Below are 25,153 nucleotides of genomic sequence, written 5' to 3' on the forward strand. Positions count from 1 at the left end.
CCTATGAAACATTTAAAAAACAGTGGAAAATTTATCCTGGGGTCCCTGGTGACATCCCTGGTGATTACCCTCTTGAGTCTTTACCTGGTGGGGGAAAACTTTCAAGAAGGTCTCTTTTGGACCTTCTTTCAACCCATGGATATTTTCTTCTATAACTTTATTCCCATCTTTCTCTTGGTGGTTTTTTTGGCCTTTATCTTTGGCAACCTCCAGGTTTCCATCCTAGTTAACAGCCTTTTTTGGATGCTTTTAAGCTATATCAATGTTCTAAAGATCCAGTACCGGCAAGAATTCCTCTTTGCCAGTGATATTAAGCTGGTCCGGGAGGCCTTTTTAATGGCGAAAAAATACTCCTTGAAGGTGGATATAAAACTTGTCTTGATCTTTTTGGCCTTTGGCCTTTTAGTTTTTGCCTGGTCTCTACTTTTTTCCAAGTCCAAGCTCCCCATGAGCTTGGGGGTTCGCTTTATAGCCAGCCTGGCTTCCCTTATGGTCTTTATTTACCTGACGTCTAATTTCATCATGGACCCGGTCCGCTTTCAAGAGCTGGGGGTCAATTCTGGCTTAAACACCTGGCAGGGGCTTAACAATTATGCCTCTAAGGGTTTTGCTTATCCCTTGGTTTATTCCTTTAAGGATTCCCGGGGTTATGTCTATGAAGATTATAATGAAAAAGAAGCCTTGGACCTGGACCAAAAATACAAGGATTCCGACATACCAGAGGGGCAAAAGGTCAATTTTATGTGCATCATGCTGGAATCCTACAAGGATTTTTACAAGTTCCAAAACCCCAGGATGGTCTTTAAGGAAAACCCCTATGCCTACTGGTACCAATTAAAAAATGAAAGTATTTCTGGCAACCTCTATGTGGACACCTTTGGGGGAGGAACCCTGACTTCAGAAACGATGTTTTGGTCGGGATATAAACACGGTCCAAATTTTACTACCGACCGCTATACCCATGTCAGCTATTTCAGGGACCAAGGCTACCGGACCGAGGCCTTCCATCCCAGCGATGGGCTATTCAACAACCGGAAGAACCTCTATCCCAAGGTGGGCTTTGACGACTTTTTCTATTCCCAAAACTACTTTAACCAGGCTGTCCGGGAGGGGATTTTAGCAGATAATGAATTCTTCCCCGAGCTAATGAGGGTCTTCAAGGACCAGGCTGGAAAGGACCAACCCTACTTTTCTTGGTCCATTACCTACCAGGGCCATGGCCCCTATCCCACGGAACCTCTTGAACCGGGGCAAGAAATTGTCACCAAGCAAGAGGGTTACGATGAAGACCAGTACTGGGCCTTTAACTATTATTTGCGGGGAGTCAAAGACACTACGGAAAACCTAAGGACAGTGGTGGACAATTTAAGGGACCAAGAGCCCACGATTTTAATCCTCTTTGGCGACCATTCCCCCTCTATGGGAGACCAGGCCATTGGCATGTCCATGATGGGGATTCCCTGTGACCTGTCCAGTTTGGAGGGGTCCATCAATACCTATGAAACCCCTTATATGGTCTGGGCCAACCCGGCTGCAAAAAAACTCTTTGCAGACAAGAACCTGGTGGGCCAAGGACCCAACCTGGATGCCAACCTCTTAATGGACTATGTCTTTAAGACCCTGGGTTGGCGGGGGGACAAGTATACCGCTTTTTCCCAAGACTATATGGACCGGCAAAGTGTTATGAAGGGGAACTTTTTCTTTGAAAATGGCCAGTGGGCTTCCCAGCTGTCCGACCAAGGACAAGACCTTCAAAAGAAGATTTTAAATTATGAGTACTACCTGTCCAGACGAAAAAGAGATTGACAAAAGAAAAAAGGCTTAGGATTAACCCTAAGCCTTTCTTAATAAGGAGGCAAGATGAGATTTATCTTAGAAGACATTCACAAGTCCTTTAAAAAGCACCAGGTCCTCAAGGGGGCCGATATGGTCTTTGAATCTGGCCACATCATTGGCCTTTTGGGCCGAAATGGTGCTGGAAAGACCACCCTCTTCCAAATTTTAAATGGGGAGTTGCCCTTTGATTCCGGCAGCTTTTACATTGAAGAAGGGGACCAAAGACGGCCGGTCCAAGAAGGGGACATAGGCCTGGTCTATTCGGAAAATATCCTGCCGGACTTTTTAACCGGCTATGAGTTTATCAAGTTCTACCTGGATATCCACCGGGGCAAGGAAAGCATGGACCCCGAGCCCTTTTTGGACCAGATGGAATTCAGCCAGGAGGACCGGCACAAGCTTATTAAGACCTATTCCCACGGCATGAAGACCAAGTTGTCCATGCTGACCCTCTTAATTGCCGCCCCACCCATTATGCTCTTGGACGAACCTCTGACCAGCCTGGATGTCGTCATGAGTGAGATGATTAAGAATATTTTACGGACCATGCAAAAGGACCATATCATCATCCTGTCCACCCACATGATGGACCTGGCCAAGAACCTCTGTGATGAAATTGTCCTCCTCCACAATGGTAGGCTCAAAGGGGTAGAAGACATGGGCCAAGAGGACTTTGACGCCTACATCCTCCAAGCCCTAAGGGAGAAAGAAGATGCCTAATTTTTTACCCCTCATCCAACTCCGCCTGACCATGCGCTATAACAAGTTTATTGCCGCCCTACAAAAAATTCCCCTCCTGGGTCGATTAGTGTCGGACAAGGCCTTCCAAGCCCGGGGCTTTAAGGGTCTTATGGCTTTTTTCGGAGGCATCCAATTTATCTGGAGCCAGGTTTTTCAAAGTGTCCTATACTTTGGCTTTATTGGCCTTATGGGCTATTTTCTTCACAAGGCTACAGGGCTCATTGGCTTGGACCTTTCCGCTAGCCGGGTCATGTTACTTTTTGCCTGCAGTTTTGTCCTGGGGTCTTTTATTAGCAATGTTGATGTCTATGAGCCCTCCCAAGAGGCAGCCCTGTGTATTAAAATTTACGGCCTGGACCCCAAGAAATACTATCAAAGTCTTTTATTCTTGGACCTGCCAGATAGGCTTTTTTATATCCTGGCCCTGGCCATCAGCTTGAAACTGATAGGCCTAAGCCCTTGGGGGGCCCTGGCCTTTGGCCTGGTCTTGGAAGGAGTCCGGGGCCTGGTCCGCTACCTATGTTTAAAAGATGTGGCCAAGAGGGAGTCCATGGACCTGTCTAAGCGGTCCAGCACCATCTTTTTCTGGTCTCTGGCTGGGACCCTTTTGACCCTGGGACTCTTGATTTTTCTCCACTGGTTGACGGGCTTAAACCTGGTAGCCTATGTCCTTACTTGGCCTGCAGGCCTGGTAGGTCTGGGACTTTGCTTTTTAGCCTATAGGATGACCTACCGGGGAGACTTGCTCTATAGGGTAAGCCAAAGGGCTCTCAATGCCAAGATGGCCAAAAACGATGTAGAGATAGATGCGGCAAAAATTATGATGGAACTGGATGACAAGGACTTGGACTTGAGTCGGGACAAGAAGTTTGACCAGCTCCATGGGGTGGCCTATATCAACGAGGTCTTTTACCACCGCCTGTCCCGGCGATTTTTCAAGATGGTCCGGGTCCGTTTTATCATTCTGGGCCTGGCCGTCCTGGTTCTTTTGGGCCTGAGTTTTTTCTTTAAGACGGAAATTTTGCAGGCCATGAAAAAAGACCATCTGGACTTAAACGATGGTCTGCTAAAAATCTTGCCGGCTGTGATTATTTACATGTCTTCCCTAATTTATGTATCGGAGTCCTTGACCAAGCTGTCCTTTTACCACTTGGACCGGACCCTTATGGGGGACCCCCTCTACCGGTCACCTAGGTTGGTGGTCTACTCCCTCAAGGTCCGGTTGAAAAAGGTTTTGAAGATGAACCTCCCCCTCATTGGCCTGGTCTACCTCTTTACCCTGGGCCTCAGGGTGGTGTTTCCTCAAATCCAGGTCAAGACCCTGGTGGTTTTATTGGCTTGGGAAACCCTTCTGATGCTCTTTTTCAGCCTTTACTACCTCTACATGTACTATTTGATCCAGCCCTTTACGGTGGATATGAAGGTAAAAAGTCCCCTCTATAGTTTCCTACAAGTGGTGGTCTTTTTCTTCTCCTACCAGTCTATGACTGTCTTTTTTAACATGGACAACCCCCTGCCCTTTTACCTGGGCCTGGCGGCCTTTTTTGTCCTCTTTACTTTGCTGGGATATTTTGCCGTCCTTCGTTTGGCGCCGAAAAATTTTAAATTAAGACATGGATGATTTTTTAGATCGCAAGGCCCGCCAGGTCCGAAAGGCTTGGTAGGCCTTTTCTAATGTGTCGGAACAATAAGTAATGGCCACACCGGGGTCTTGGAGGGTCCAAAGGGGACCGAAGGACCTCAAGGGGACATAGGCCGACAGGGGCAGGTCCAAAAAGGACCCTCGCCGGATGCTTTGGCCCAGGGCCAGGTAGGATTCTTGGCCCAGACGGCCCCATTGGCCGGGAAGAGCCTTGTGTTTTTCCTTGTCCAGACCCAGAAGGGCCTTGCCCAAGGGGAGACCGGCCCTTTGCCAGAGGAAGGTAAAGTTGCCAGGCCGGTTTTTAATGGACAGGATGTATTGCTTTTTGGTATAGGGGTCTTCCTTGGTAAGGATGGATAAAAAGCCCCGCCATTGGACCTCCTTGGCCATGGACAGGAGGGCTGCATCCAAGAGGGAGGACTTGGTTTGTAAAATACTGGGGCCCCCAATATAGGCGGGGTATTGGGCGAAGGCCCGGGCAGAGGCGTAAAAGACCAGGTCTCCTTGGTCGGAGAAAAAGGCGATGAGTTGCCGCATGGTCTTGGAAGGTCCCTTGATGTATTCCTTAAAGGGGCCGGGGTCTTCTGGGGAGACCTGGTCCTTGGAAAAGTAAAGCCGGTTTTGGGCCAGGGAAATCAGGGGAAAGCCCGGGGCCTGGTCCAAGTCCTCATAGACTTTAGGCAGGGCAAAGTCGTATTTTTCGCAAAGATAGTTGATGATGCTGGAGTGGGGGATTCTTTGGTCATGGGCCAGGGGCATTTGGGCATAGTTTGCCAAATCATGAGCCTGGTCCAGGAAAAAGTCGTTTCGAGGATGGTCGGTAAAGAGCACAAGAGGGCGTCCTGGTCTTAGGTTAGCCAGGGACTTAATTTGCTGGTAGGCCAGGTCGTCTTCCTTGGCCAAAAGCATCCGGGAAGAAAAACAGGTGGAGCTATGGGGAATCTTGTCTAAACCCAGGCCAATGACCTTGTGGTCCTTGGAAAATTCCCTGGCCAGGGCCAAGCCGCCGTAACTGTCTGCTCCTACAATAAAAATATCCATAATCCTCACTCCTTTAGACTATTGTAGCAAATCTTTGGAAACTTGTGTAAAAATCTTTTTTCTTGGATATATATAAAAGGTAAGAGTAGGTGACAAAATGAAAATCAAGTTAATTAGCGTAGGCAAGCTCAAGGAAAAGTATTGGAAGGCCGCAGTGGCTGAATACCAAAAGCGTCTTGGAGCCTATTGCAAGCTAGAAATCATTGAATGCAGGGAAGAGAAGGCTCCAGAAGGCCTAAGCTCCCATGAAAGAGAGCAAATTCTAAACCGGGAGGGCCAGGGAATCTTAAGCCATATCAAGGAAACAGACCAAGTGGTGAGCCTGGCCATCCAGGGTCAGGAAGTGGATTCTCCCCAGCTGGCTAAAAAGCTGGGCCAGTGGGAAATGCAGGGAGCCGACCTCTGCCTGGTTATTGGTGGGAGCCTGGGCTTAAGTCAAGAAGTCCTGGACCGGAGCCAATGGAAGTGGAGTTTTTCTCCCCTGACCTTTCCCCACCAAATGGTCCGGGTCATGGTTTTGGAACAGGTCTACCGGGCCTACCGGATTAAGGAAGGCCACCCCTACCATAAATAAGCTTTCAATGGTAAAATAGAAAGAAGACAAGGAGGAATAAAATGAGCGAAAATATGAGCGATGCAAAGAATGTTTCTTCCAACAAGGCCAAGGAAATGAAGGCCCATTTGGAACAAGAAAACTCGAAAAACCACGAAAAAACCCCTGCCAGCGACCTCTACAGCAAGGTCAAGGACAAGGATCCAGAAACTGGCGTAGAAAAACCAACAGAAGAAGCTGTGGAAGAAGCCATAGAGTGGAACCAAGAAAACCAAATGTAAAGAAAAAAGACTCCCTAGGGAGTCTTTTTTAGGTCTTTTGCCATTTTCAGGCTAGGATTTTTTCTTGTCCCTGTGGCCTACATTTAAGATATGGCCATTATCTACAATTTCCACCTCATAGGAAGATTGGTAGAGGGGGGATGAAATGAGATAGTTGGCTGTAGTGGGACAGGTGGCCAAGGCGATATTGTAGAGGGTGGAAATCCGAAAGAGGGCCTTGACATCTGGATCGTGGGGCATGGCCTCCAAGGGGTCCCAGAAGAAGATCAAGATGTCCACCTTGCTTTCAGAAATCATGGCACCAATTTGCTGGTCTCCACCCAGGGGGCCAGAAATCATGGCTTTGACCTTGAGACCGGTTCTTTCAGAAAGGAGACTGGCTGTGTTGCCGGTTCCCAAAAGATTGTGGTCCTTTAAGAGGTCCTTGTTCTTATAGACCCAGGCCAAGAGGTCATCCTTTTTATGGTCATGGGCCACCAGGGCAATGGTTTTTTTCTCAGGAATCCTAATTTTTTTATGTAGCATAATCTACCTCCCTTGACTAGATACCCTTATTTTTCCTTTTGACACAGGAAGGAAAAAGACTTTTTTAAAGAAAGAGTAAAGAATTTTTTAAAAATCTTGACAAGTACCAGTCTTTATGCTATTCTTAGTACAAATTGAAGGGACAAAAACTCCTTAGCTGGTTTATTTCTTTCTTTCTTACTTACTCAACGGTTGTTTTACATATAACCGGGTCTCTTCAATTCAAGCCACCACCAGGGTGGCTTTTTTTATGCTAGAAGGGATCCTTTGCTAAAGTGATAGATAAAAATCCGCTGGCCCTAGTGGCCAGCGGATTTTTAAGCCTGGTCTAGACTCCAGAGAGCCCTTTTTCTTCTAAACTATTGAAAATTATTATGGGTAACCCAGCCGGCATCCCCCACATAAAGCCAGAGGAGGCCTGTGTCATCTACAGAAAAATCTTTTACATAACACTCTGTACCGGGTCCTACGCTGAATAAGATGGGGTAGTTTGTGCTTGGGCCACTTCGGATATTGGCCTTATTGGTGGTTGTTTGCAACTTTTTTTCCAAGAGGTTTCGACCCAGGTCTTCCAGCCTTTCTCTTTTTTCATTTTCTTCCATTTGGGCTTCTTGGATTTGATTTTCTTCCTGTACACCCTGGAGGTTGTTGTTGAAGAATTCATTTTTCGGGTCCAGGTTCAAAAGTCCTTGTAAAATTTCCCTGGACTCGTCAAAAAATCCCAATTCATTATTTGTTTTTACCAGGTCATTGAGGATTCCCAAAAAAGAAGTCTTTAATTTTTCCACATCAGCTGGGTCCTTGACCTTATTTTTTTCCAAGTTTAAGATGATTTCATAGGCCTGGATAAAATCTTCCTTTTTCATATTGTCTTTTGCCAGGATTTCCTCGGCCTGGGCATAGAGGTCATCATTTTCCTTTTGGCCCTTGATTGCGTCCATCTTCTTCTTGTATTGGTCGTCCTTGGTGAGGTTGTAAAGGGCTTGGTTGGTTTCCAACATGGCCGAATAGTCCTTATTCATTTCTTGGACTTCAAGTTTTTGCAAAAGTTCATTGACCTGCTTGTTGTGCTTACTTTTGGCCAGGGCATAAAAGCCAAGTCCTGCCAGGATAAAGAGGACAAGTAGGCCGATAAGGATGGCTTTTACATTAATTTTCTTGGCTTCTTTTTGGTTAGGGGTCTCTTGGATGCCAGGGAGGGACAAGTCCCTGCCACAAGAGGCGCAAAATTTAGCTTGGTCCTTGTTTTCATGTCCACAAAAACTACATTTCATAGGCCCACCTACATACTAGCAGCTATTTGGGCCAGGACTAGAAAGACGAAAAAGTAGAGAAAGAGGATGACAAGGGTGATAATAAAGACGCTGAGGCCAGCCCTGTTCCAGGGTTCTTGGATCCGGGCAAATTCATCCATATCCCGGTAGTCAAGGCTTCTTGCTGCCCATTCGTTCCCCTTAAAACCAGCCACAAAGGCCAGGATGATATTTACCAGAGGAATACACTCCAGGATGGCCAAGAGGTAGAGCTTGTTACCAAGGGCCCATACAGCTACCAGGGTAAAGGCGCCCCAGTTAAAGACACCGGGTCTTTGCTTTTTGGAAAAAGACTCCCGATCAATATTTCCCTTGGTCATCAAGTCACTTTCGTTAATGGCATCGAAGATGCCTTTGTTTGGATTTTCATAGGCCTCATTGATGGCCCCGCAATTTGTGCAAAATTTATCCTCAGGGGATAGTTGACTATGACAGTATTTACAATTCATATTTACAACCTCCTTTTACCTAATTATATATATATATATATATATAATTTCAAGCTTTATCCCCTTGAAGGAATAATAGGAAAAAGGAAAGTTCACCAAAAAAACCGCCTCTAGGAGACGGTTTTTTCCTTATGGAAGGCGGACTTGTAAAAGAAGATTAAACCTAAGATGAAGAAGACCACCAGGACCAAGAGGGCCTTGCTTTGGTTGCCAGTAACCTGGCTGATTAAGGAGACCACAAAGGTCCCAAACATGGAGGCTCCCTTGCCGAAGATGTCGTAGATGCCAAAGTATTGGGAGGATTTTTCCTGGGGAATGAGCTTGGCAAAGTAGGACCGGGACAGGGCCTGGATGGCTCCTTGGAACATGCCTACCAGGGCGGCCAGGATCCAAAAATGGGTCAGGGTCTTTAGGAAGACGGCAAAGATGGCGATGCAGGTATAGGCCAGGATGGTGACCATTAAAAGTTTTGCCGAGTCCACTTTTTTGGACAGGCGACCAAAAAAGATGGCACAGGGGAAGGCCACAAACTGGGTCATCAAGAGGGCCAGGATGAGTCCCTTTTGGTCCAGACCCAGGGAAGACCCATAGGCTGTAGCCATGTTGATAATGGTATAGACACCGTCAATGTAAAAGAGGAAGGACAAGAGGAAGAAAAAGAGCCTCTTGTCTTTTTTGATTTCCTTGAGACTTTCCTTGAGAGACTGCCGGGCCAGGGAATTTTCTTCCCGGGGGCCTTGCTGGTAAGTCCTTAAAAGAGGCAGGGTAAAGGCCAACCACCAAAGGGCAATGATGACAAAGATTAAAATTGAAGCTGGACGGATGGTCAGGCCAATTTTTTCGTGGAAGAGTAAAAGGCCCAGACAGAGGATAAAGGGCAGGCAAGAACCCACATAGCCCCAGGCATAGCCTGCCGAAGACACCATGTCCATCCGGTCGTCGCTGGTAATGTCTTTAAGCATGCTGTCGTAAAAGACCAAGGACCCGTTAAAGCCAACCTTGGTGAGAATGTAGAGGATGAGGAAGGCCAACCAGCTTGTTGGCAGGGGTTGGAGGAGGCAGCCTAGAAAACCCAGGAGGAAGAAGAGACCGAAAAATATCTTTCTCTTACCATGGATGTCGGCATAGGCTCCCAAAAAGGGTCCCAGGATGGCGGTTACCAGGGTGGAAAAGGTAACGGCATAGCCCCAATAGGCCAGGTAGGTGGCAGGATCCAAGTCTTCCTTGGCCAGGAGGTTAAAGAAGATGGGGATCATGGTGGTGGCAATGAGGATGTAGGCTGAATTTCCAACATCATAGAAGATAAAATTGCGTTCGGATTTTGTATACTTCATTGTTTCCTCCCATTAAAATCTAGGTCTACCAGGTCTGGTAGGGGGGAATCTTCTGTCAGCCAGAGGTAGATAGTCTCTGTAAAGGCGGCAGCTTTTTGGGGACAGTCTTTTAGGATATCCACCAGGGCCTGGTTGGTTTTTTCTGCCTGGGGATGGGGGACTTGGAGCACCAGCTGGTTGCCAAAGGACCGGTCCAGTTTGGCGATTTTCAAAAGACCCAAGAGGATTTTTTCCTGCCAGGGTCCCCGGGGTTGGAAGATTTTTTTCACCCGCTTGAAGTCCCGGATGGAGGTCTGGATATCGGATAGGGTGGCGCCAAAGCCTTGGTAGATGGCCAAGATGGCTCTTAAGTCATAGGAGGGGGCAAAGAGGTCACTTTGCCGGAAGCCATTTAGGTCCTGGCCATTTTTTTCAATGAAATACCGGTCCAATTCCCCCTCTATGGAGATATGGTCAAAGCCCGACCTGGCCAGGGCGTTGACTGTAGGATGGATGGAGGCATCTACAAAAAAATGGTTGCAGAGACCCAGAAAATAAGCCAGGCTCCTGGGTTTTTGAGCCAGGTGGGGTTGGAATTTTTTAAGGTCCTCCAGGAGGCTGCGAAAGGGCCGGTCGTGGAGGAGGGTCCCTAGGTTTTTTTCTCCCTTGACTTGCTTGGAGATTTGGAAAAAGAAGAGGTCAGGGCCTTGGTTTCCCAAAAGGTAGAGGTCTTCTTGGCCCTGGATTAATTCCTTCAATTTGGGACTGAAATGGTCTTGGATTTCTTTTCCCAAAAAGTAGTGGGTGACAAAGCTGGCCATGGTCTAGATCCTTTCTTAAATTTCTACATCATCTAAATTGTCATAGTCATCTTCTTCTGGACTCTTGTCTCGGTAGAGTTCTTCCTTGTTAAAGAGACCTTCTTGGTGGGCAACAATGGTTGTTACAACAGCATCTCCTGAACAGTTTACAGCTGTTCGAGCCATGTCTAGGACCCGGTCAATCCCCATAATGAGGCCAATACCCTCTACAGGGAGGCCTACGGAGTTAAAGACCATGGCCAGGGTAATCAAACCCACACCGGGAACGGCAGCAGTACCAATGGAGGCCATGGTGGCCGTACCAATAACGGTAAGAAAGTCGCTTAATTCCAAGTGGATGCCAAAGGCTTGGGCCACAAAGATTACGGCTACCCCTTGCATGATGGCAGTACCATCCATGTTGATGGTGGCTCCTAGGGGGATGGTAAAGGAGGAGATTTTTTTAGAAACCCCCATATCCTCCAAGGTTTGGATGTTTACCGGGACGGTAGCCCCACTGGAAGCTGTTGAAAAGGCGAAGCCCAAGACGGGGGAAAAGCGCTTGAAAAAAGCAAAGGGGTTGGCCCGGGTAAAGATAAAGAGGAGGAGCCCATAAACAGCAACCAATTGGATGGCCAGGCCTCCACTAACGGTAAGCATGTACTTAATCATGGGTAGGAAGCCATCAAAACCAATATCCGAAAAGGTTTTGGCAATGAGGGCAAAGACTCCAACAGGGGCCGCCTTCATGACATTAAAGGTCATGGTCATCATGACTTCATTGGCTTCATTCATAAAACGGGTAATGACAGGAACGTGGTTGCCTAAAGAGGCCAGGATGACTCCCAAGAAGAGGGCAAAAAAGATAATTTGCAACATATTCCCACTGGTTAAGGATTCAATGGGGTTTTTGGGGATGATGTCCAGAACCATGTCGATTCCTGTGGTGGCTGTCTTGGCAATTTCTGTCTGGGCAGTTTTTACCTCAGACAAGTTTAGGCCGACGCCAGGGTTGGTCAATTGAGAAAAGGCCAGGGCAATGATAATGGCTAAAGCTGTAGTGAGGATATAAAAGGCCAGGGTCTTTAAACCCACCTTTCCTAGGCGTTTGGTATCCCCGATACTCATGGCTCCTGTAACGATGGAGAAAAAGACCAGGGGAACAACTAACATTTGCATCAGTCGCATAAAGCCTGTGCCAAAGAGTTGGAAGACGCCATTAATTAAGAAACGGTCTTTAAAGGGACCGGCAGGTAAGAAGTAGTGGACCAAAACCCCCAGGACTAAACCGGATAAAAGACCTATAAAGATTTGACTGGTAAGGGAGAGTTTTTTTTCTTTCATAAGTTTAACCTCCTGGGTAGATAGTAGTTTTCAATGTAGTTCTTCAGGTCTTCTTGCCAGGAGGGCAGGGTCTTGTAGTTTTTCATCCTGAGCATCAAGGGGTCCATCAGGGCATACTTGGGATGGAGGGAGGCTTGGTGGTGGAAGTCACTTTTTTCCAGGTCTTCTTCCAGGTGGAGGAGTTTGGCAATTTCTTCGATAAACTCCTTCCGGTTGGTAGATCCTTGGGTGACAAAGTGGTAGATTCCGTAGTCGTAGGAATCCACCAGTTCTAGGACAAAGTCGGCTAAAAGCTCCCTGGAAGTAGGGCTAGCTACCTGGTCCCTGGTAATGGTCAGGGAGTGGTTTTTCAAGCTCTTTTCAATCTTGGCAATGGTCCTAAGGTCATAGACCCAGGAAGACCGGACGATAAAGTACTTTTGGGTAAATTCTTGGATGAATTTTTCTCCCAGGTGCTTGGTTTTTCCATAGACGGTAATGGGCTTGGGTTCTACCAGCTCATTGACCGGGGTGTCATCCTTGCCATTAAAGACATCATCAGTTGAAATGTGGATCAGACGGGCTCCATAGTGGTTGGCGGCAATGGCCAGGTTTTTGGCTCCCAGGGCATTGACTCGGAAGGCCTCGTCAGGATCTTTTTCGCAGGCCTTGGCACTGGACATGCCAGCACAGTTGATAATGACTGTTGGAAGGTTTCTTTCTGTGAAGATCAAGACATCTTCCAGGTTTTTAATGTCTACAGCGGCATGGTCTGAGGTAACAATCCGCCGGCTACCATTGGTGAGTTTGCGGGTAATGCTGCGACCAATCCGGCCCTTGGATCCCAGGACCCAAATGGTTTCTTGTCCCCTAAAGAGGTCGCCCTCTAAGAGAATGGATTCATGCATTTTTTTCTACCTCCTTTAATTCTTGGACCATGTCCCCAATAATGGAGATGGTTTTTTCCAGGGCCTGGCTGGTGCGAATATCCAGGCCTACATGCTGGGCTAAATCAATGGGGGACTGGCTGCCACCCATGTCTAATACCTCCAACCACTTTTGGGTGGTGGAGGGGTCATCTACCAAGAGTCGACCCAGGAGGGTTCCCAGGTTTAAACCGGCAGAATAGGTATAGGAATAGAAGCCGCTGGCTTCATAGTAGTGGGGTTGCCGCATCCAGGTCAGACCGGCAGAATCTGGTAGGTCCACAGAGTCTCCCCAGAATTTTTCTAAAGTTTCCAAGAAGATTTTCCGGAGGTCTTGTCCTTGGACCTGGTCTCCTGCTTCCAGTCTCCGGTAGACTTCTCTTTGGAAGTAGGCTTCCAGGAAGTGGGTGACAAAGTTATGGTAGTAGGTGTTGGCCAGGGACTCACCAATGATTTCCCTGCGCTCTTCTGGGGTCTTGGCTTCTTTTAACAGGTATTCCTTTAAGAGAAGCTCACTGGTGGTGGAAGGGGATTCCACAAAGTAGAGGGAGGGTTCCACCGTAAGGATGCTTTGCTTGGACCCGGCTCGTTTAAAGTGGCCGGCATGGCCCAGTTCATGGGCCAGGGTAAAGACGTCAGACAAGAGGCCCCGGAAGGTCATAAGGATGTAGGAATGGCATTGGTAGGGGCTGGCACAGAAACCTCCAGTGGACTTAAAGTCGTTGTCGGCATAGTCAAGCCAACGGTCACTAAAGGCTTTGGCAATGGAGTCTACATAGTCCTTTCCATAGGGGGAAAAGGCCTTTAAAATTAAGTCCTTGGCCTCTTCCATGGAGTATTTTTTCCCAGCTTGGGGGTTGGGAGATAATTTTAAGTCAGCATAGGTCATGGTGTCCAGGCCATAGCGGTCCTTCAAGATACCGGCATAGGTCCGCATAATGGGAGCTAATTTTTCCATCATGGTATCCAGGTGGTCATCGAACATTTCTCGGCTAATCTCATGGCTCCGGAGCATGTAGCCAAAGACTGAAGGATAGGACCGGGCCTTGGCCAGGGCCAGGTCTCTTTTGACCATGGCGATAAAGCCTGTGGCCATGGTGTTTTCATATTTTTCCAGGGCTTGGGAAAAGGCCTGGAAGCTCTTTCTCCGAACCTGGGTGTCGGGGTCATAGGCGTATTGGTCCTCATAGAGTATAAAGCTCAAGGGATAGTTTTTGCCGTCAACTTGGAAGTCGGGGAAGGTCAGGTCCTTGAACTTGGCTTCCTGGTAAAGACTATAGGGCAGGTCCAAGACAGGGCTTAGAGACTTTAAAAGGGCCTCGGTTTTTTGACCCAAATGGTGGGGCTTGTCCCGGAGGATCCCTTTAAAAAAGGCTCCATAGACAGGGTCTTGGCTAAAATCTTTCAAGACCCCATCCTCCAACTTGTAGTAGCGGCCTTCCACCAGGGCCAGATCTTCTTGGACAGCCACTAGGCCATCATGGATTTTTTGACCCAGACTGGCCATGGCCTGGTCGGAAAAATCTGTGGAGACAATGAGTTCTTCGTAGTTGACCAGGTGGTCAAAAAGAACCATGGCTTGTTCATAGTCCTTGGTATAGGGTAAAATTTCTTCCGAATCTTCCATTTTGGAAGAGGAGAGTTTTTTAACTAGACCCTGGAGGTCATCCAGGGCTTTTAAGGCCTCTTGGCCATCTTTATATAAGGCAGTTAAGTCCCAGGTTTGGTCCAGGGGAACATCTTTTCTTAACATAAAATCTTCCTTTCAAAACAGTTTACTTTTCACTTTATTTCCAATAATATGATTATATCATAGACAAGTTTAAGGAGATGAATTATGAAGAAAAAAAAGCCCCTAACTTGGGGGTGTTTTATCTTGATCTTAGGGATTTTTTTCCTTTGGCTCTTTATCCAAGTTTTATTTTTTTTCGTCAATAATATCCGCTACCAGCCCCAAAAGGCCACTAGCCGGCAAGAATTTTTCCAAGAATACGCCCCCTTGGCCCGAAAAATCGGCAAAAAATACGACCTCTATCCTAGCGTCATCCTGGCCCAGGCAGCCCTGGAAAGTAACTTTGGCCAATCCGACCTGGCCCAGGCCAATAAAAACTTTTTTGGCATCAAGGCCAAGGATGGTCAGGGGGTTTCTTATCCTACAGAGGAAGTGAAAGATGGTCAGAGGATTAGCATCCAGGACAATTTTGAATCCTATAAGAGTCCTGTGGATTCCTTCAAACACTATGGCCGTCTTTTAAGCCAGGCCCAGCGCTACCAGCCTGTTCGAGAAGCCAAAAGTCCCCAAGAGGCCTGCCATAGGCTCCACCCCTCAGGCTATTCTACAGATCCCGGCTACGGTCAAAGGCTGGTGGACTTAATAGACCAGTATCAATTAGAGACCTATGACCAGGGGATAAAATAGTTGGGTCAAAAATAGGGACATAGGGACCTTGTTCCTAAAGTCCTCCCATGCTATACTAAATATTGATTGAAATAGGCCCTGTATACTATATATGGTATAGATAATGGGAATAATTCTTAGATAAAAAAGCAAAGAAAGAGAGAAAATCATGCTAAAAGTAGAAAAGCGCAATGGCCGGATTGTAGACTATGACGGCAAAAAAATTGCCCTGGCCATTGAAAAGGCCATGGATGAAACAGACAAAGGACTGGACAAGGCCTGTGCCAAGGAAGTGGCAGACAAGGTTACCCAGGACTTTGAAGCCAAAAATTTGAACCAGGTGGGCATTGAAGAAATCCAGGATGCTGTAGAACTCCACCTGATGCAAGTTAGACCCGATGTAGCAAAAAAATACATCCTCTACCGGGAAGAAAGAACCCGTCTTAGAGAACAAGGCTGGGCCATGAACGACCTCCAAAGGGATATTTATGAGAAAAAATATCGCTACAAGGGAGAGACTTTTGAAGGCTTTTTAAACCGGGTTTCTGGGGGCAATGAAGCCATTGAAAAGTCCATTAGGGACAAAAAATTTATGCCGGCGGGCCGGATTCTAGCTGGTCGAGGGCTCCACAAGGAGGGCAAGAAGGTTACCCTGTCCAACTGCTATGTCATGCCCAAGGTGGAAGACAATATTGAAGCTATTTTTGATACGGCCAAGTGGATGGCCCGGACCTATTCCTATGGAGGAGGGGTTGGCCTAACCCTGTCCAAACTACGTCCCAAGGGGGCCAAGGTCAACAATGCCGCTTCTTCCACTACAGGAGCCGTCAGTTTTATGGACCTCTACAGCCTTACCACAGGCCTTATTGGCATGCGGGGGCGTCGGGGAGCCTTGATGCTGAACCTGGACTGCTTCCATCCGGATATTTTAGAATTTATTGATGTAAAAAATGACCTAGAAAAGGTCACCAGTGCCAATATTTCTGTCAATGTCTATGACGATTTTATGGAAGCTGTGAAAAAAGACCAAGACTACACTCTTCGCTTTGACGTGGAGGCTACAGGAGAAAAAATCCGCAAAAAGGTCAATGCTCGGGAGATGTTTACCATCCTGGCTCGAAACAACTGGAACATGGCTGAACCTGGTATCCTCTACCAAGACCGGATTAATTCCTGGCATCTCTTAAGTGAGGACGATACTTTCGAATACGCCGGAGTCAACCCCTGCGCAGAAGAGCCCCTACCAGCCTTTGGGTCTTGTAACCTTTCTTCTATTAACCTAAGTGAATTTGTAGCCAAGCCCTTTACCAAGTATGCCCGCTTCCAATTTGAAGCCTTTGGCGAATTGGTCCGGGACGGGGTTGTTTACCTAAATGATGTTTTGGATGAAAACATGGACCTCCATCCCCTAGAAGAGCAAAGAGACCTTTCCAGAGACCTGAGACAAATTGGTCTGGGGATCATGGGAGTTGCCGACATGTTTATCAAGATGGGCATGTCCTATGGGTCTAGCGAATCCCTGAACCTCATCAACCAAATTGGTCGAGTTTTGGTTAATGAAGCCCTACGTCAATCTGCTCTTTTGGCCAAGGACCAAGGACCCTTCCCAAGATACCGCAAGGAAAAGGTCTTGGAAAGTCCCTTCCTAAAGGCTAATGCGGATGAAGATGTTTTAGACCTCATTAAAGAATATGGTCTAAGAAACTCTCAAGTCTTGACCATTGCTCCTACAGGGACCATTTCTACCCTCTTAGGTTGTAGCAATGGAGTGGAACCCATCTTCCAAATTTCCTATACTCGCAAGTCTGAGTCCCTCCACAATGAAGACACCTACTACACTGTCTACACCCAAATTATAAAGGATTTGATGGAGGCTCAAGGACTGACATCGGAAGAAGACTTACCCGACTATGTCATTACCACTAGCAACCTAAACTACAAGGAAAGGATCAATGTCCAATCCACCTGGCAACAATTTATCGACGCTTCTATTTCCTCCACCGTTAATGTTCCCGAGGAATTTACCGTGGAAGAAGTGGAAGACCTCTATATGTATGCCTGGGAAATGGGGCTAAAAGGAGTGACCATCTACCGAGATGGTTGTGCCCGGTCAGGAATCCTCATTACGGAAAATTCCAAGAAAAACCGGATTCAAGAGCTCCAAGATGACCTCAACCGAGAAATTGCCAAGCAGCTTATGGAAGATCCGGATACCTGTCCCATGTGTGGCGGGACCATGGCCCATTCTGGAGGCTGTGCAGAATGTCAAAACTGTGGCTACAGTCCCTGTGCCATTTAAATTAGAAGAAAAAGCTCCTGCTTTGAAAAAAGCAGGAGTTTTTTTAAAGTATTTTTCCAAAGAAGGCTTTATTTAAGCTAGGCTTGTGTTAGTATAAAGTTATAGCAAGTGCCAGGAGACCAGGGAGGGAAATTTGCCCCTTAAAAAGGATTAAAAAAATTTTTTCTTAGGTCAATTTATCCCTTGACATTCCAAGGCTCTAGGCATATTGTATATACTTGGTCCAAATTTCGGGAAGTTTTGGGGCTTTTGGGCCCGGCTTTGCGAAATTTTTAAAATCTGTAAATTTTCCCTCTTCTATTTAGAAAAGGGAAAGAAAATAAATAGGAAGGGAGTGATTTTGTGCATCAAAAAGTTTCATTGACAGAGGGGTCCATTGTCAAGGCCTTGGTGGGTTTTGCCATCCCCTTAATTCTAACATCCATCTTACAACAACTTTATAATACCGCTGACCTTTTAATTGTCGGTCGCTATGCCGGTAGGGTGGCCATGGCTGCTGTTGGGGCAACAGGTCCCATCACCCAGCTGATTATTGGTTTATTTGTGGGCCTATCCACAGGAGCCGGGGTGGTGGTAGCGCAGAATTACGGCCGACGGGACTACCTGAAGATGGCTTCAGCCATTGAAACAAGTTTTGCCCTGGCCATTGGTGGGGGGGTTATTTTAACCCTAGTTGCCTACATCTTCACTCCCTTGTTTTTACAATGGATGTCCACACCAGCAGATATCTTCCAAGACGCAGTAGACTATATGCGACTCTTTTTCATCGGCATTGTCCCTCTTTTGATCTACAACATGGGATCGGGAGTTTTACGGTCCATGGGGGATTCCACCAGACCTCTCTACTATTTAATTGTAGGAGCAGTGGTGAATATTGTCCTAGACCTGGTCTTTATTGCCTACTTCCATATGGGAGTTATGGGGGCAGGGATTGCCACCATCCTAGGCCAAGTGGCTTCTGCCATCTTGGTTTGGCTCAACCTCCGTCATGGGAATGACACCTTCTGGTTGAACTACAAGAACATTGGCTTAAAAAAAGACAGTCTCAATGCCATTTTGGCTATTGGGGTGCCGGCAGGCCTACAAACAGTGGTTATTAACCTCTCCAATGTCATTATCCAAACCATGATCAACCGTTTTGGATCCAATGCCGTAGCTGGAGGGGCAGCAGCCAGCCGGATTGACGGCTTTGTCTTTCTGATTGTGGCCTCCCTGTCTATGGCGGCCATGACCTTTGCCGGTCAAAATATTGGCGCTGGCCACTACGACCGGTTGAAGAGGGGGACCTGGGTCAGCCTGGGAATGGTTTGTGTCACAACAGGAATCCTGTCTGTCCTGCTAATTGTCTTTTGCAATCCTCTGATTGCTCTTTTTAACACCACACCAGAAGTCATTGAATATGGCCGGATTTCTATTGTCTTTTTGGCTCCAGCCTATCTTATCTTTGGCGCCTCAGAAATTTTAGGGGGAATTTTAAGGGGGGCTGGCCATGCCGTTATGCCCATGGTGGTGTCCATCCTCTTTATGTGTATCTTTAGAATTATTTGGGTCTTCCTAGTTTTGCCCCAATACTATTCCATCAAAACGGTCTACTTGTCCTATCCCATTTCCTGGACCATGACCCTGGTAGTAATTGGTCTTTACTTTATTTTTGGCAACTGGCTACCCAAAGAAAACCAGGAGGCTTAAGTGAAAGAATATAGTATTTTTCAAGTAATGGGCCCTGTTATGGTGGGCCCCTCTTCCAGCCATACAGCTGGAGCTTGTCGGATTGCCAACAGTGCCAGAAACCTCTGCCCCTTTGAATTTACCAGGGCAGTCTTCATCCTTCACGGGTCCTTTCTCATGACCTACAAGGGCCATGGAACAGACCGGGCTCTTTTGGCGGGCATTCTAGGGATTAAACCCGATGACAGTCGGATTATCCGGGCTTTTGACCTGGCAGACAAGGCCGGCTTGGACTACCGTTTTGAAAAGGGAGACCTGGGCCATGTCCATCCCAACTCTGTCAAGATCATCCTGTCCAATGACCAGGGAGATAGCTTTGACCTAGTGGGGTCTTCTATAGGTGGGGGAAATATTGAGCTCATCGAACTAGACGGCAATAAAATTTCCTTCCGAAACCAATTTCCTACCTTTATCCTCCAATACCAGGAGCAAAAAGGGGTCATTGCCCGGGTTTCTCGCTATATCAGTGATGCAGGTTATAATATAGAAAATATAGATACGGAAAAAAGGGGAAAGTCTGTCACCCTAAGTGTGGAATTGACCCATCCTGCTGGAGAAGACTTAAAGAAGCAAGTTCTCCATTCTGACCTGTTTAACTTTGCCAAGTACCTGGATGTTGTGGACTAGGAGGTTGTATGTTAACAAGTACAAGTGAAATCATCAAATATTGCCAAGAAGAAGGCATTAGCTTTCCTGAGATGGTCCTAAGGGAAGAGGTAGAAAAATTTGAGACAGACCCCAAGGAAGTCCTTGAAGAACTCGGCCGGATGTTGGATGTTATGGAAGAATCCACCCAAAACTACCTGGACCAACCATCTGACCTGGGCCTGGGTATGATTAACGGCTTCGCCCACAAGATGATGGTCTACAAGGACCAAGACTCCCTGGTGGGACCAGACCTGGCCCAAGCCATGGCCATGGCCCTGTCCACCTTTGAAAGCAACTCCTCCATGGGGAGGATTGTGGCAGCACCTACAGCTGGGTCTGCTGGGATTTTGCCAGCTGCCCTTATGTATATCAAGGCCAAGGAGGATCTAGACCGGGAAGACCTGGTGCAAGGACTTTTGGTCAGTGTGGGTCTTGGGCAAATCATTGGCTACTATGCTACCTTTGCCGGGGCTGAAGGAGGCTGCCAGGCAGAATGTGGATCAGCAGCAGCCATGGCAGCGGGTTGTCTGGTTTATTTAAAGAAGGGGAGCCTGGACCAGGTCTTCCAGGCAGCAGCCATTGCCCTGGTTAATGTCCTGGGCCTGGTTTGTGACCCCATTGCAGGCCTGGTGGAATATCCCTGTACCTTCCGTAATGCCAGTGGCCTAATGAATGCCCTGATTAGTGCAGACATGGCCCTAGCCGGGACCAGGTCTGTTGTCCCCTTTGAGGAAGTGGCCCAGGCCATGAAGGAAGTGGGGGATGCCATGGTGGAATCCCTGAGAGAAACAGGAACAGGTGGTCTGGCTGCCACTAAGACAGGTAGCCAAATCCGCAAGGATTTTTTCAAGAAAAACGGCGTCCATATTGAATAAAAAAAGACCGAGTTGGTTTTCCAACTCGGTCTTTCTACTTATTCACAAATTAATCCTTGGGAAAAATCTTGGATCCTAAGAAACCATCCACAAGGCCCATAATCAAGGCCCCAATTAAGGCTCCCAAGATGCCTACGGAAAAACCGTCTACAATTTTTCCGGCAAGGAATAAAATCAAGGCAGCCAGGACAAAACCCTTGGCTCCTTGTCCAGAGGGAGCAGCCTTTTCTCCAAAAATCCGTCCCAGGGCAAAGTCTAAAATCCCAATGACCACAGCCACAACAATAGCGGTTTTATAGCCAGAGACACTCATGCCTGGAGTCAGCCAGGAAGAAACTAAAACTGCCAAACCGGCAACAATGAGTTTTATAATTAAATCTAAAATCATATTGACCTCCTTTAATTGTCAACTATCTATTTTATATATGCCCAGGAAGCATGTCCCTTAAACAATTTACTTGTCTTATTGAAAGACCTAGTAAATTTGGTTATAATGACTATATATAAGAAAAAGAGGTGAAGGGATGCAAGTAAAAGTTGAAGTCTATATTCCAAAAGACTATGTAACGAGCTTGGCCAATGAGTTAAACAGCCATGACTATCTACAAGAGGGCTACTACGACTATGCCTTTTCTACTACTTTGGTAAAGGGTCACTGGCGTCCTTTGGAAGGGGCCCGACCCTTTGAAGGGGAAATTGGCCTGGTAACGGAAGTGGACGAGATTAAGATGGAATTTGTGGTCCAAAAAGAAAATCTTGAGGACGTTTTACATATCATCCGGATGATCCACCCCTATGAAAGTCCGGCTGTAAACTGTATTGCCCTTTTGGATCCAGACCTAGAGTGAAGAAGTTCGGACCAGGTGGACAGCTGAAGATTTGCTTTGGAAAGATGGACCTGGGGCTGGAGATTTTCTTAAGGAGAAAAGGAGTCAAAAATTCATGATGAACAATTTTGAAGACGGGACTCCCCGTCTTTTCTCTTGGGACTATTTGGCCAAGAGTTTAGAAGATACCAAGGCCCTGGCCCAAAGTCTAGCAGGGGTTTTAAAGGCCGGGGATATGATTTGCCTGGAAGGAGGCATGGGGGCTGGAAAAACCACCTTTACCAAGGCCTTGGCCCAGGGCTTGGGGGTTCAAGACCTGGTAACCAGTCCCACCTTTACCCTGGTTCGGACCTACCAAGGTCGCCTTCCCCTCTACCACTTTGACCTCTTCCGCTTGGAAGACCCGGATGAGCTAGATTTTTTGGGTTTTGACGACTACTTTTACGGAGCAGGGGTCTGTGTTGTAGAGTGGCCCAAGGACTTTTACCCAGTCCTGCCGGCTCATCCTCTTAGGATTCAAATCCAAGAGGAGGGGCCAGACCAAAGAAGATTTACCCTGAGTCAAGAGGGTGAGGACACGATTATAGAAAGGCTAAAAAATGAAAATATTGGGGATTGATACATCGACAATGACGACCTCCATCGCCATTAGCCAAGACGATAAGATCTTGGGAGAAGTCCAGGTCTATGGCCGGATTAGTCATTCGGAACGCTTGATGGACTTGCTGGAAACCCTCTTAAGGGTACAAAATTTAAAACTGGAAGACCTGGACCTCTTGGTGGCAGGTCGGGGTCCTGGGTCCTTTACAGGAATCCGGATTGGAGTTACCACCATCCGGACCCTGGCCCAGGTCTTAAAAAAAGATGCTATTGGGGTGTCTTCTCTGGCAGCCTTGGCCAGTCAATTCCAAGGCCTGGTGGCTCCAATCGTGGATGCTAGGCGGGGCCGGGTCTATACGGGCCTCTACCAGGTTGAAAATAACCAGGTTTCTTGCTTGAAGGAGGACTGCCTGGTAGACCTGGAGGATTGGATCAAGGACCTACCCAAGGAAACCATCCTCTGTGGAGAGGGCCTGGAGGTCTACCGGGACCGTCTTGCCCAAGAGGGTTTTAGCTTGGCCAGCCAAAGAGACCAGTCTCTTAGGGGGTCCTCTCTTTGCCTAGTGGGAAGGCAGATGGCCAGTCAGGGACAAGACCTGGACTACCGGCAAATTCTTCCCAACTACATCCGCCCCTCCCAGGCAGAAAGGGAAAGACAAAATGGACATTAGGCAGGGAGGTCCCAGGGACCTAGAGGGAATTTATGCCATTGAAGTGGAAAGTTTTGCCAGTCCCTGGTCCAAGGAATCCCTGGCCCTGGACCTGGAAAATCCCCTGTCCCACTATGTGGTTCTGGAGGAAGATGGGGACTTGCTAGCCTATGGAGCCTTTATGGTCCTGGTGGATGAGGGCCATATTTTAAACCTGGCTGTAGCCAAGGATTACAGGGGACAAGGCCATGGTAAGACCCTGATGGAGGCCATGATCCAGGCAGCCAAGGACCGGGGCTTAAGGGCCATGACCCTGGAGGTAAGACCCTCCAACAAACCGGCCCTGGGCCTTTATGACTTCTATGGTTTTGAAATCAAGGGACGGAGAAAAAATTACTATGGGGACAACCATGAAGATGCCTATATTTTATGGAAGGAGGACCTATGCGAGTCTTAGGAATTGAATCATCTTGTGATGAAACATCTGTGGCCATTGTGGAAGACGGTCGAAAAATTTTAAGCAATGTTATTTCCACCCAAATTGATACCCACAAACTCTATGGAGGCGTGGTGCCGGAAATTGCCTCCCGCAAGCACGTAGAAGCCATTAACCTGGTGATTGACCAGGCCTTTGCAGAAGCGGGACTTTCCTTTCAAGATATTGACCTGGTAGGGGTTACCCGGGGACCAGGCCTTATTGGGGCCCTCTTGGTGGGCCTGTCAGCAGCCAAGGCCTTTGCCCTGGCCAGTGGCAAGGAAATTGTGGGAGTCAACCACATGCACGGCCATGTCTGTGCCAACTACCTGGCCCATCCAGACCTGGAACCTCCCTTTATTAGCTTGGTTATTTCTGGAGGCCATACCTATCTTTTAGAGGTCAAGGACTATTTGGACTTTGAAGTCCTGGGGCAAACAAGAGATGATGCAGCTGGAGAGGCCTTTGACAAGGTAGCTCGGGCCTTGGGAATCGGCTATCCTGGAGGCCCCATTGTGGACCAGCTGGCCAAAAAAGGCAAGAGCCGGGATATTTTTCCCCGGGTCATGTTGGAAAAAGACTCCTATGACTTTTCCTTTTCCGGCCTAAAGACAGCTGTCATGAACTATCTCAACCAGGCCAAGCAAAGGGGAGAAGAAATCATCGTTGAAGATATTTGCGCCTCCTTCCAAGATGCTGTTTTGGATGTCTTGGTGGAAAAGTCCCTCCGACTTTTAAAAGATAAGAAGATGAAGACCCTGGTCCTATCTGGAGGAGTTGCAGCCAATTCTGCCCTGCGAAGCCGCTTCCAAGAAGCCTTTCAGGGAACGGACTACAAGCTCTACTATCCTCCCAAGATTCTTTGTACCGATAATGGAGCCATGATTGCCAGTGCCGCCTACTATACCTACCAAAACCATAGGGGCCAATCCCTCTATGCCGACCCCAGTCTGGGAATCCTATCCACAGAAACACCCGTTCAGTGATTGTGGATAATGTGGATAAAATTGGGGAAAACTCAAAAATACAGGTTTAGAATGTGAATAAAATTGTGGATAGAGTGGACAAGTGTGGATATTTTAGAGAAAACACCAACTTATCCACATTTTTTTATTCCCAAAAGCTTAAATTTTTCTAAAATGGCTAAAAATAGACAGAACAATTGTTTATAGCTAATCTATGCTTTTTGTAAAGGCTAGGAAAAGAAAATAAAAAAAGAAGGAACAGGCATTCTTAATTTTCAAAAGACCCAAGTTGGTCCAGCTAAACTTTCCTAGAAATAAGTTTGCAGATTCTAAAAATAAGGCTTAGTATAGAAGTAGGAAATGATTAGGAGGTTGCCGGTGAAAAAATTAGCCCATTTATTTTTTGTTTTCTTTAAGATTGGAGCCTTTACCATTGGGGGAGGCTATGCCATGTTACCCATTATCCAGGATGAGGTGGTGAATAACCACGGCTGGATGAGTGATGAAGAATTTTTAAATTCCATAGCCCTGACTAATTCCATTCCAGGCCCCCTGGCTACCAATACGGCGACCTTTGTAGGCTACCATATTATGGGCTTTAAGGGGGCCCTGGCTGCCATGCTGGGAGCCATCAGTCCTTCTATCTTGATTATTCTCCTGATAGCCAGTGCCTTTGAGCATTTTACTGATTCCCCCATAGCCCAAGCCCTCTTTGAAGGAATCCGGCCAGCTGTGGTGGCCTTGATTCTCTATTCGGTTTTTAAGCTGGGTAAGTCAGTTAAGTTGAGGGAAAAATACAATTGGCTCTTAATGGTTCTGGCCTTTCTTGCCATTAGCGTCTTGGATGTCCACCCTATTTTTGTTATTGTGGCTGGCGCCTTGTTTGGAATTTTTGTAAGAGAAAAACTATAAAAAGAGCATTTAAGATGTGATTTGGAGGAAATG

At 47.2% G+C, this 25,153-nt stretch carries 26 protein-coding genes; 16 read left to right on the forward strand and 10 right to left on the reverse strand.

Features of this window, described 5'->3' with window-relative positions:
• The first annotated feature begins 3 nt into the window (after positions 1-3).
• From CS898_RS04160 to CS898_RS04170, 3 genes are read left to right on the forward strand one after another with little or no spacing between them, the layout of a single operon-like run.
• Positions 4-1,806 carry an LTA synthase family protein gene (locus CS898_RS04160; RefSeq protein ID WP_099208202.1) on the forward strand — a complete coding sequence of 601 codons (1,803 nt, stop codon included), beginning with the start codon at positions 4-6 and terminating at the stop codon, positions 1,804-1,806.
• A 54-nt stretch (positions 1,807-1,860) separates the two neighbouring features.
• Positions 1,861-2,556 (forward strand): ABC transporter ATP-binding protein, encoded by a 696-nt coding sequence (locus CS898_RS04165; protein WP_099208203.1) that lies wholly within the window; start codon positions 1,861-1,863, stop codon positions 2,554-2,556.
• Entirely contained in the window at positions 2,549-4,198 is a 1,650-nt protein-coding gene (locus tag CS898_RS04170; protein WP_099208204.1) for a hypothetical protein, read from the forward strand. The genes CS898_RS04165 and CS898_RS04170 overlap by 8 nt, the downstream gene beginning before the upstream one ends.
• Here CS898_RS04170 and CS898_RS04175 read toward each other — a convergent pair.
• On the reverse strand, positions 4,184-5,260 hold the full coding sequence (locus CS898_RS04175; protein WP_099208205.1) for a hypothetical protein: 1,077 nt from the start codon (positions 5,258-5,260) through the stop codon (positions 4,184-4,186). The two genes, CS898_RS04170 and CS898_RS04175, sit on opposite strands and share 15 nt — an antisense overlap.
• Before the next feature lie 97 nt (positions 5,261-5,357).
• Between CS898_RS04175 and rlmH the strand changes: the two genes are divergently transcribed.
• Positions 5,358-5,834, forward strand: coding sequence for a 23S rRNA (pseudouridine(1915)-N(3))-methyltransferase RlmH (gene rlmH, locus CS898_RS04180; protein WP_099208206.1), 477 nt, complete (start codon positions 5,358-5,360; stop codon positions 5,832-5,834).
• A gap of 41 nt (positions 5,835-5,875) precedes the next feature.
• Positions 5,876-6,094 carry a CDIF630_02480 family spore surface protein gene (locus tag CS898_RS04185; RefSeq protein ID WP_099208207.1) on the forward strand — a complete coding sequence of 73 codons (219 nt, stop codon included), beginning with the start codon at positions 5,876-5,878 and terminating at the stop codon, positions 6,092-6,094.
• A 51-nt stretch (positions 6,095-6,145) separates the two neighbouring features.
• Here CS898_RS04185 and CS898_RS04190 read toward each other — a convergent pair whose 3' ends face one another.
• The 8 genes from CS898_RS04190 to pepF all read right to left on the reverse strand — a co-directional run bounded on the left by CS898_RS04190 (position 6,146) and on the right by pepF (position 14,496).
• Positions 6,146-6,619 carry a methylglyoxal synthase gene (locus CS898_RS04190; protein ID WP_099208208.1) on the reverse strand — a complete coding sequence of 158 codons (474 nt, stop codon included), beginning with the start codon at positions 6,617-6,619 and terminating at the stop codon, positions 6,146-6,148.
• 359 nt (positions 6,620-6,978) lie between these two features.
• Positions 6,979-7,893 (reverse strand): zinc-ribbon domain-containing protein, encoded by a 915-nt coding sequence (locus CS898_RS04195; protein WP_099208209.1) that lies wholly within the window; start codon positions 7,891-7,893, stop codon positions 6,979-6,981.
• 8 nt (positions 7,894-7,901) lie between these two features.
• Positions 7,902-8,381 carry a zinc ribbon domain-containing protein gene (locus CS898_RS04200; RefSeq protein ID WP_200807610.1) on the reverse strand — a complete coding sequence of 160 codons (480 nt, stop codon included), beginning with the start codon at positions 8,379-8,381 and terminating at the stop codon, positions 7,902-7,904.
• Positions 8,382-8,491: 110 nt separating this feature from the next.
• Positions 8,492-9,715, reverse strand: coding sequence for an MFS transporter (locus CS898_RS04205; protein ID WP_099208210.1), 1,224 nt, complete (start codon positions 9,713-9,715; stop codon positions 8,492-8,494).
• Entirely contained in the window at positions 9,712-10,515 is an 804-nt protein-coding gene (locus tag CS898_RS04210; protein ID WP_099208211.1) for a zinc dependent phospholipase C family protein, read from the reverse strand. Before CS898_RS04210 ends, CS898_RS04205 begins: the two co-directional genes overlap by 4 nt.
• 15 nt (positions 10,516-10,530) lie before the next feature.
• Positions 10,531-11,838: a dicarboxylate/amino acid:cation symporter gene (locus tag CS898_RS04215; protein ID WP_099208212.1), complete on the reverse strand. Its 1,308-nt coding sequence runs from the start codon at positions 11,836-11,838 to the stop codon at positions 10,531-10,533.
• Entirely contained in the window at positions 11,835-12,725 is an 891-nt protein-coding gene (locus tag CS898_RS04220; RefSeq protein WP_099208213.1) for an SDR family oxidoreductase, read from the reverse strand. Before CS898_RS04220 ends, CS898_RS04215 begins: the two co-directional genes overlap by 4 nt.
• Positions 12,718-14,496: an oligoendopeptidase F gene (pepF, locus tag CS898_RS04225; RefSeq protein ID WP_099208214.1), complete on the reverse strand. Its 1,779-nt coding sequence runs from the start codon at positions 14,494-14,496 to the stop codon at positions 12,718-12,720. The genes CS898_RS04220 and pepF overlap by 8 nt, the downstream gene beginning before the upstream one ends.
• 84 nt (positions 14,497-14,580) lie before the next feature.
• On the opposite strand from pepF, the gene CS898_RS04230 reads away from it, so the two are divergent.
• From CS898_RS04230 to sdaAA, 5 genes are all read left to right on the forward strand, one after another.
• Positions 14,581-15,162 carry a glycoside hydrolase family 73 protein gene (locus tag CS898_RS04230; protein WP_099208215.1) on the forward strand — a complete coding sequence of 194 codons (582 nt, stop codon included), beginning with the start codon at positions 14,581-14,583 and terminating at the stop codon, positions 15,160-15,162.
• A 148-nt stretch (positions 15,163-15,310) separates the two neighbouring features.
• The gene (locus CS898_RS04235; RefSeq protein ID WP_099208216.1) at positions 15,311-17,440 is read left to right on the forward strand and encodes an adenosylcobalamin-dependent ribonucleoside-diphosphate reductase; all 2,130 of its coding nucleotides are present in this window, start codon (positions 15,311-15,313) and stop codon (positions 17,438-17,440) included.
• Between the two features lie 342 nt (positions 17,441-17,782).
• Entirely contained in the window at positions 17,783-19,129 is a 1,347-nt protein-coding gene (locus tag CS898_RS04240) for an MATE family efflux transporter (protein WP_099208217.1), read from the forward strand.
• Positions 19,130-19,795, forward strand: a complete 666-nt coding sequence (gene sdaAB, locus CS898_RS04245) for an L-serine ammonia-lyase, iron-sulfur-dependent subunit beta (RefSeq protein WP_099208218.1) — start codon at positions 19,130-19,132, stop codon at positions 19,793-19,795.
• A gap of 8 nt (positions 19,796-19,803) precedes the next feature.
• Positions 19,804-20,691 (forward strand): L-serine ammonia-lyase, iron-sulfur-dependent, subunit alpha, encoded by an 888-nt coding sequence (gene sdaAA / locus CS898_RS04250; protein ID WP_099208219.1) that lies wholly within the window; start codon positions 19,804-19,806, stop codon positions 20,689-20,691.
• A 49-nt stretch (positions 20,692-20,740) separates the two neighbouring features.
• On the opposite strand, the gene CS898_RS04255 is transcribed toward sdaAA, so the two are convergent.
• Positions 20,741-21,079, reverse strand: coding sequence for a phage holin family protein (locus CS898_RS04255; RefSeq protein WP_009430693.1), 339 nt, complete (start codon positions 21,077-21,079; stop codon positions 20,741-20,743).
• 136 nt (positions 21,080-21,215) lie between these two features.
• Between CS898_RS04255 and CS898_RS04260 the strand changes: the two genes are divergently transcribed.
• The 6 genes from CS898_RS04260 to CS898_RS04285 all read left to right on the forward strand — a co-directional run bounded on the left by CS898_RS04260 (position 21,216) and on the right by CS898_RS04285 (position 25,120).
• On the forward strand, positions 21,216-21,539 hold the full coding sequence (locus CS898_RS04260; protein ID WP_099208220.1) for a YqfO family protein: 324 nt from the start codon (positions 21,216-21,218) through the stop codon (positions 21,537-21,539).
• Between the two features lie 94 nt (positions 21,540-21,633).
• Positions 21,634-22,137, forward strand: coding sequence for a tRNA (adenosine(37)-N6)-threonylcarbamoyltransferase complex ATPase subunit type 1 TsaE (gene tsaE / locus CS898_RS04265; protein ID WP_200807611.1), 504 nt, complete (start codon positions 21,634-21,636; stop codon positions 22,135-22,137).
• Entirely contained in the window at positions 22,118-22,789 is a 672-nt protein-coding gene (gene tsaB, locus CS898_RS04270; protein WP_099208221.1) for a tRNA (adenosine(37)-N6)-threonylcarbamoyltransferase complex dimerization subunit type 1 TsaB, read from the forward strand. The genes tsaE and tsaB overlap by 20 nt, the downstream gene beginning before the upstream one ends.
• Positions 22,779-23,225 carry a ribosomal protein S18-alanine N-acetyltransferase gene (gene rimI, locus CS898_RS10020; protein WP_099208222.1) on the forward strand — a complete coding sequence of 149 codons (447 nt, stop codon included), beginning with the start codon at positions 22,779-22,781 and terminating at the stop codon, positions 23,223-23,225. Before tsaB ends, rimI begins: the two co-directional genes overlap by 11 nt.
• A complete protein-coding gene (gene tsaD, locus CS898_RS04280; protein ID WP_099208223.1) occupies positions 23,213-24,229 on the forward strand; it encodes a tRNA (adenosine(37)-N6)-threonylcarbamoyltransferase complex transferase subunit TsaD in 1,017 nt (338 codons plus the stop codon). Before rimI ends, tsaD begins: the two co-directional genes overlap by 13 nt.
• 357 nt (positions 24,230-24,586) lie before the next feature.
• On the forward strand, positions 24,587-25,120 hold the full coding sequence (locus CS898_RS04285) for a chromate transporter (RefSeq protein ID WP_099208224.1): 534 nt from the start codon (positions 24,587-24,589) through the stop codon (positions 25,118-25,120).
• The last annotated feature ends 33 nt before the right edge of the window (positions 25,121-25,153 follow it).

Origin of the sequence: Urinicoccus timonensis (assembly GCF_900232945.1) — a bacterium.
GTDB classification, from domain to species: domain Bacteria; phylum Bacillota; class Clostridia; order Tissierellales; family Peptoniphilaceae; genus Urinicoccus; species Urinicoccus timonensis.

Coding starts and splice junctions, on each gene's coding strand:
- CS898_RS04205 (WP_099208210.1), bottom strand. CDS start 9,715: ATGAAGTATACAAAATCCGAACGCAATTTTATCTTCTATGATGTTGGA.
- CS898_RS04235 (WP_099208216.1), top strand. CDS start 15,311: ATGCTAAAAGTAGAAAAGCGCAATGGCCGGATTGTAGACTATGACGGC.
- CS898_RS04160 (WP_099208202.1), top strand. CDS start 4: ATGAAACATTTAAAAAACAGTGGAAAATTTATCCTGGGGTCCCTGGTG.
- CS898_RS04200 (WP_200807610.1), bottom strand. CDS start 8,381: ATGAATTGTAAATACTGTCATAGTCAACTATCCCCTGAGGATAAATTT.
- tsaD (WP_099208223.1), top strand. CDS start 23,213: ATGCGAGTCTTAGGAATTGAATCATCTTGTGATGAAACATCTGTGGCC.
- CS898_RS04255 (WP_009430693.1), bottom strand. CDS start 21,079: ATGATTTTAGATTTAATTATAAAACTCATTGTTGCCGGTTTGGCAGTT.
- CS898_RS04165 (WP_099208203.1), top strand. CDS start 1,861: ATGAGATTTATCTTAGAAGACATTCACAAGTCCTTTAAAAAGCACCAG.
- CS898_RS04260 (WP_099208220.1), top strand. CDS start 21,216: ATGCAAGTAAAAGTTGAAGTCTATATTCCAAAAGACTATGTAACGAGC.
- CS898_RS04230 (WP_099208215.1), top strand. CDS start 14,581: ATGAAGAAAAAAAAGCCCCTAACTTGGGGGTGTTTTATCTTGATCTTA.
- tsaE (WP_200807611.1), top strand. CDS start 21,634: ATGATGAACAATTTTGAAGACGGGACTCCCCGTCTTTTCTCTTGGGAC.
- CS898_RS04170 (WP_099208204.1), top strand. CDS start 2,549: ATGCCTAATTTTTTACCCCTCATCCAACTCCGCCTGACCATGCGCTAT.
- pepF (WP_099208214.1), bottom strand. CDS start 14,496: ATGTTAAGAAAAGATGTTCCCCTGGACCAAACCTGGGACTTAACTGCC.
- tsaB (WP_099208221.1), top strand. CDS start 22,118: ATGAAAATATTGGGGATTGATACATCGACAATGACGACCTCCATCGCC.
- CS898_RS04185 (WP_099208207.1), top strand. CDS start 5,876: ATGAGCGAAAATATGAGCGATGCAAAGAATGTTTCTTCCAACAAGGCC.
- sdaAA (WP_099208219.1), top strand. CDS start 19,804: ATGTTAACAAGTACAAGTGAAATCATCAAATATTGCCAAGAAGAAGGC.
- CS898_RS04215 (WP_099208212.1), bottom strand. CDS start 11,838: ATGAAAGAAAAAAAACTCTCCCTTACCAGTCAAATCTTTATAGGTCTT.
- CS898_RS04190 (WP_099208208.1), bottom strand. CDS start 6,619: ATGCTACATAAAAAAATTAGGATTCCTGAGAAAAAAACCATTGCCCTG.
- CS898_RS04175 (WP_099208205.1), bottom strand. CDS start 5,260: ATGGATATTTTTATTGTAGGAGCAGACAGTTACGGCGGCTTGGCCCTG.
- CS898_RS04195 (WP_099208209.1), bottom strand. CDS start 7,893: ATGAAATGTAGTTTTTGTGGACATGAAAACAAGGACCAAGCTAAATTT.
- CS898_RS04210 (WP_099208211.1), bottom strand. CDS start 10,515: ATGGCCAGCTTTGTCACCCACTACTTTTTGGGAAAAGAAATCCAAGAC.
- rimI (WP_099208222.1), top strand. CDS start 22,779: ATGGACATTAGGCAGGGAGGTCCCAGGGACCTAGAGGGAATTTATGCC.
- CS898_RS04220 (WP_099208213.1), bottom strand. CDS start 12,725: ATGCATGAATCCATTCTCTTAGAGGGCGACCTCTTTAGGGGACAAGAA.
- rlmH (WP_099208206.1), top strand. CDS start 5,358: ATGAAAATCAAGTTAATTAGCGTAGGCAAGCTCAAGGAAAAGTATTGG.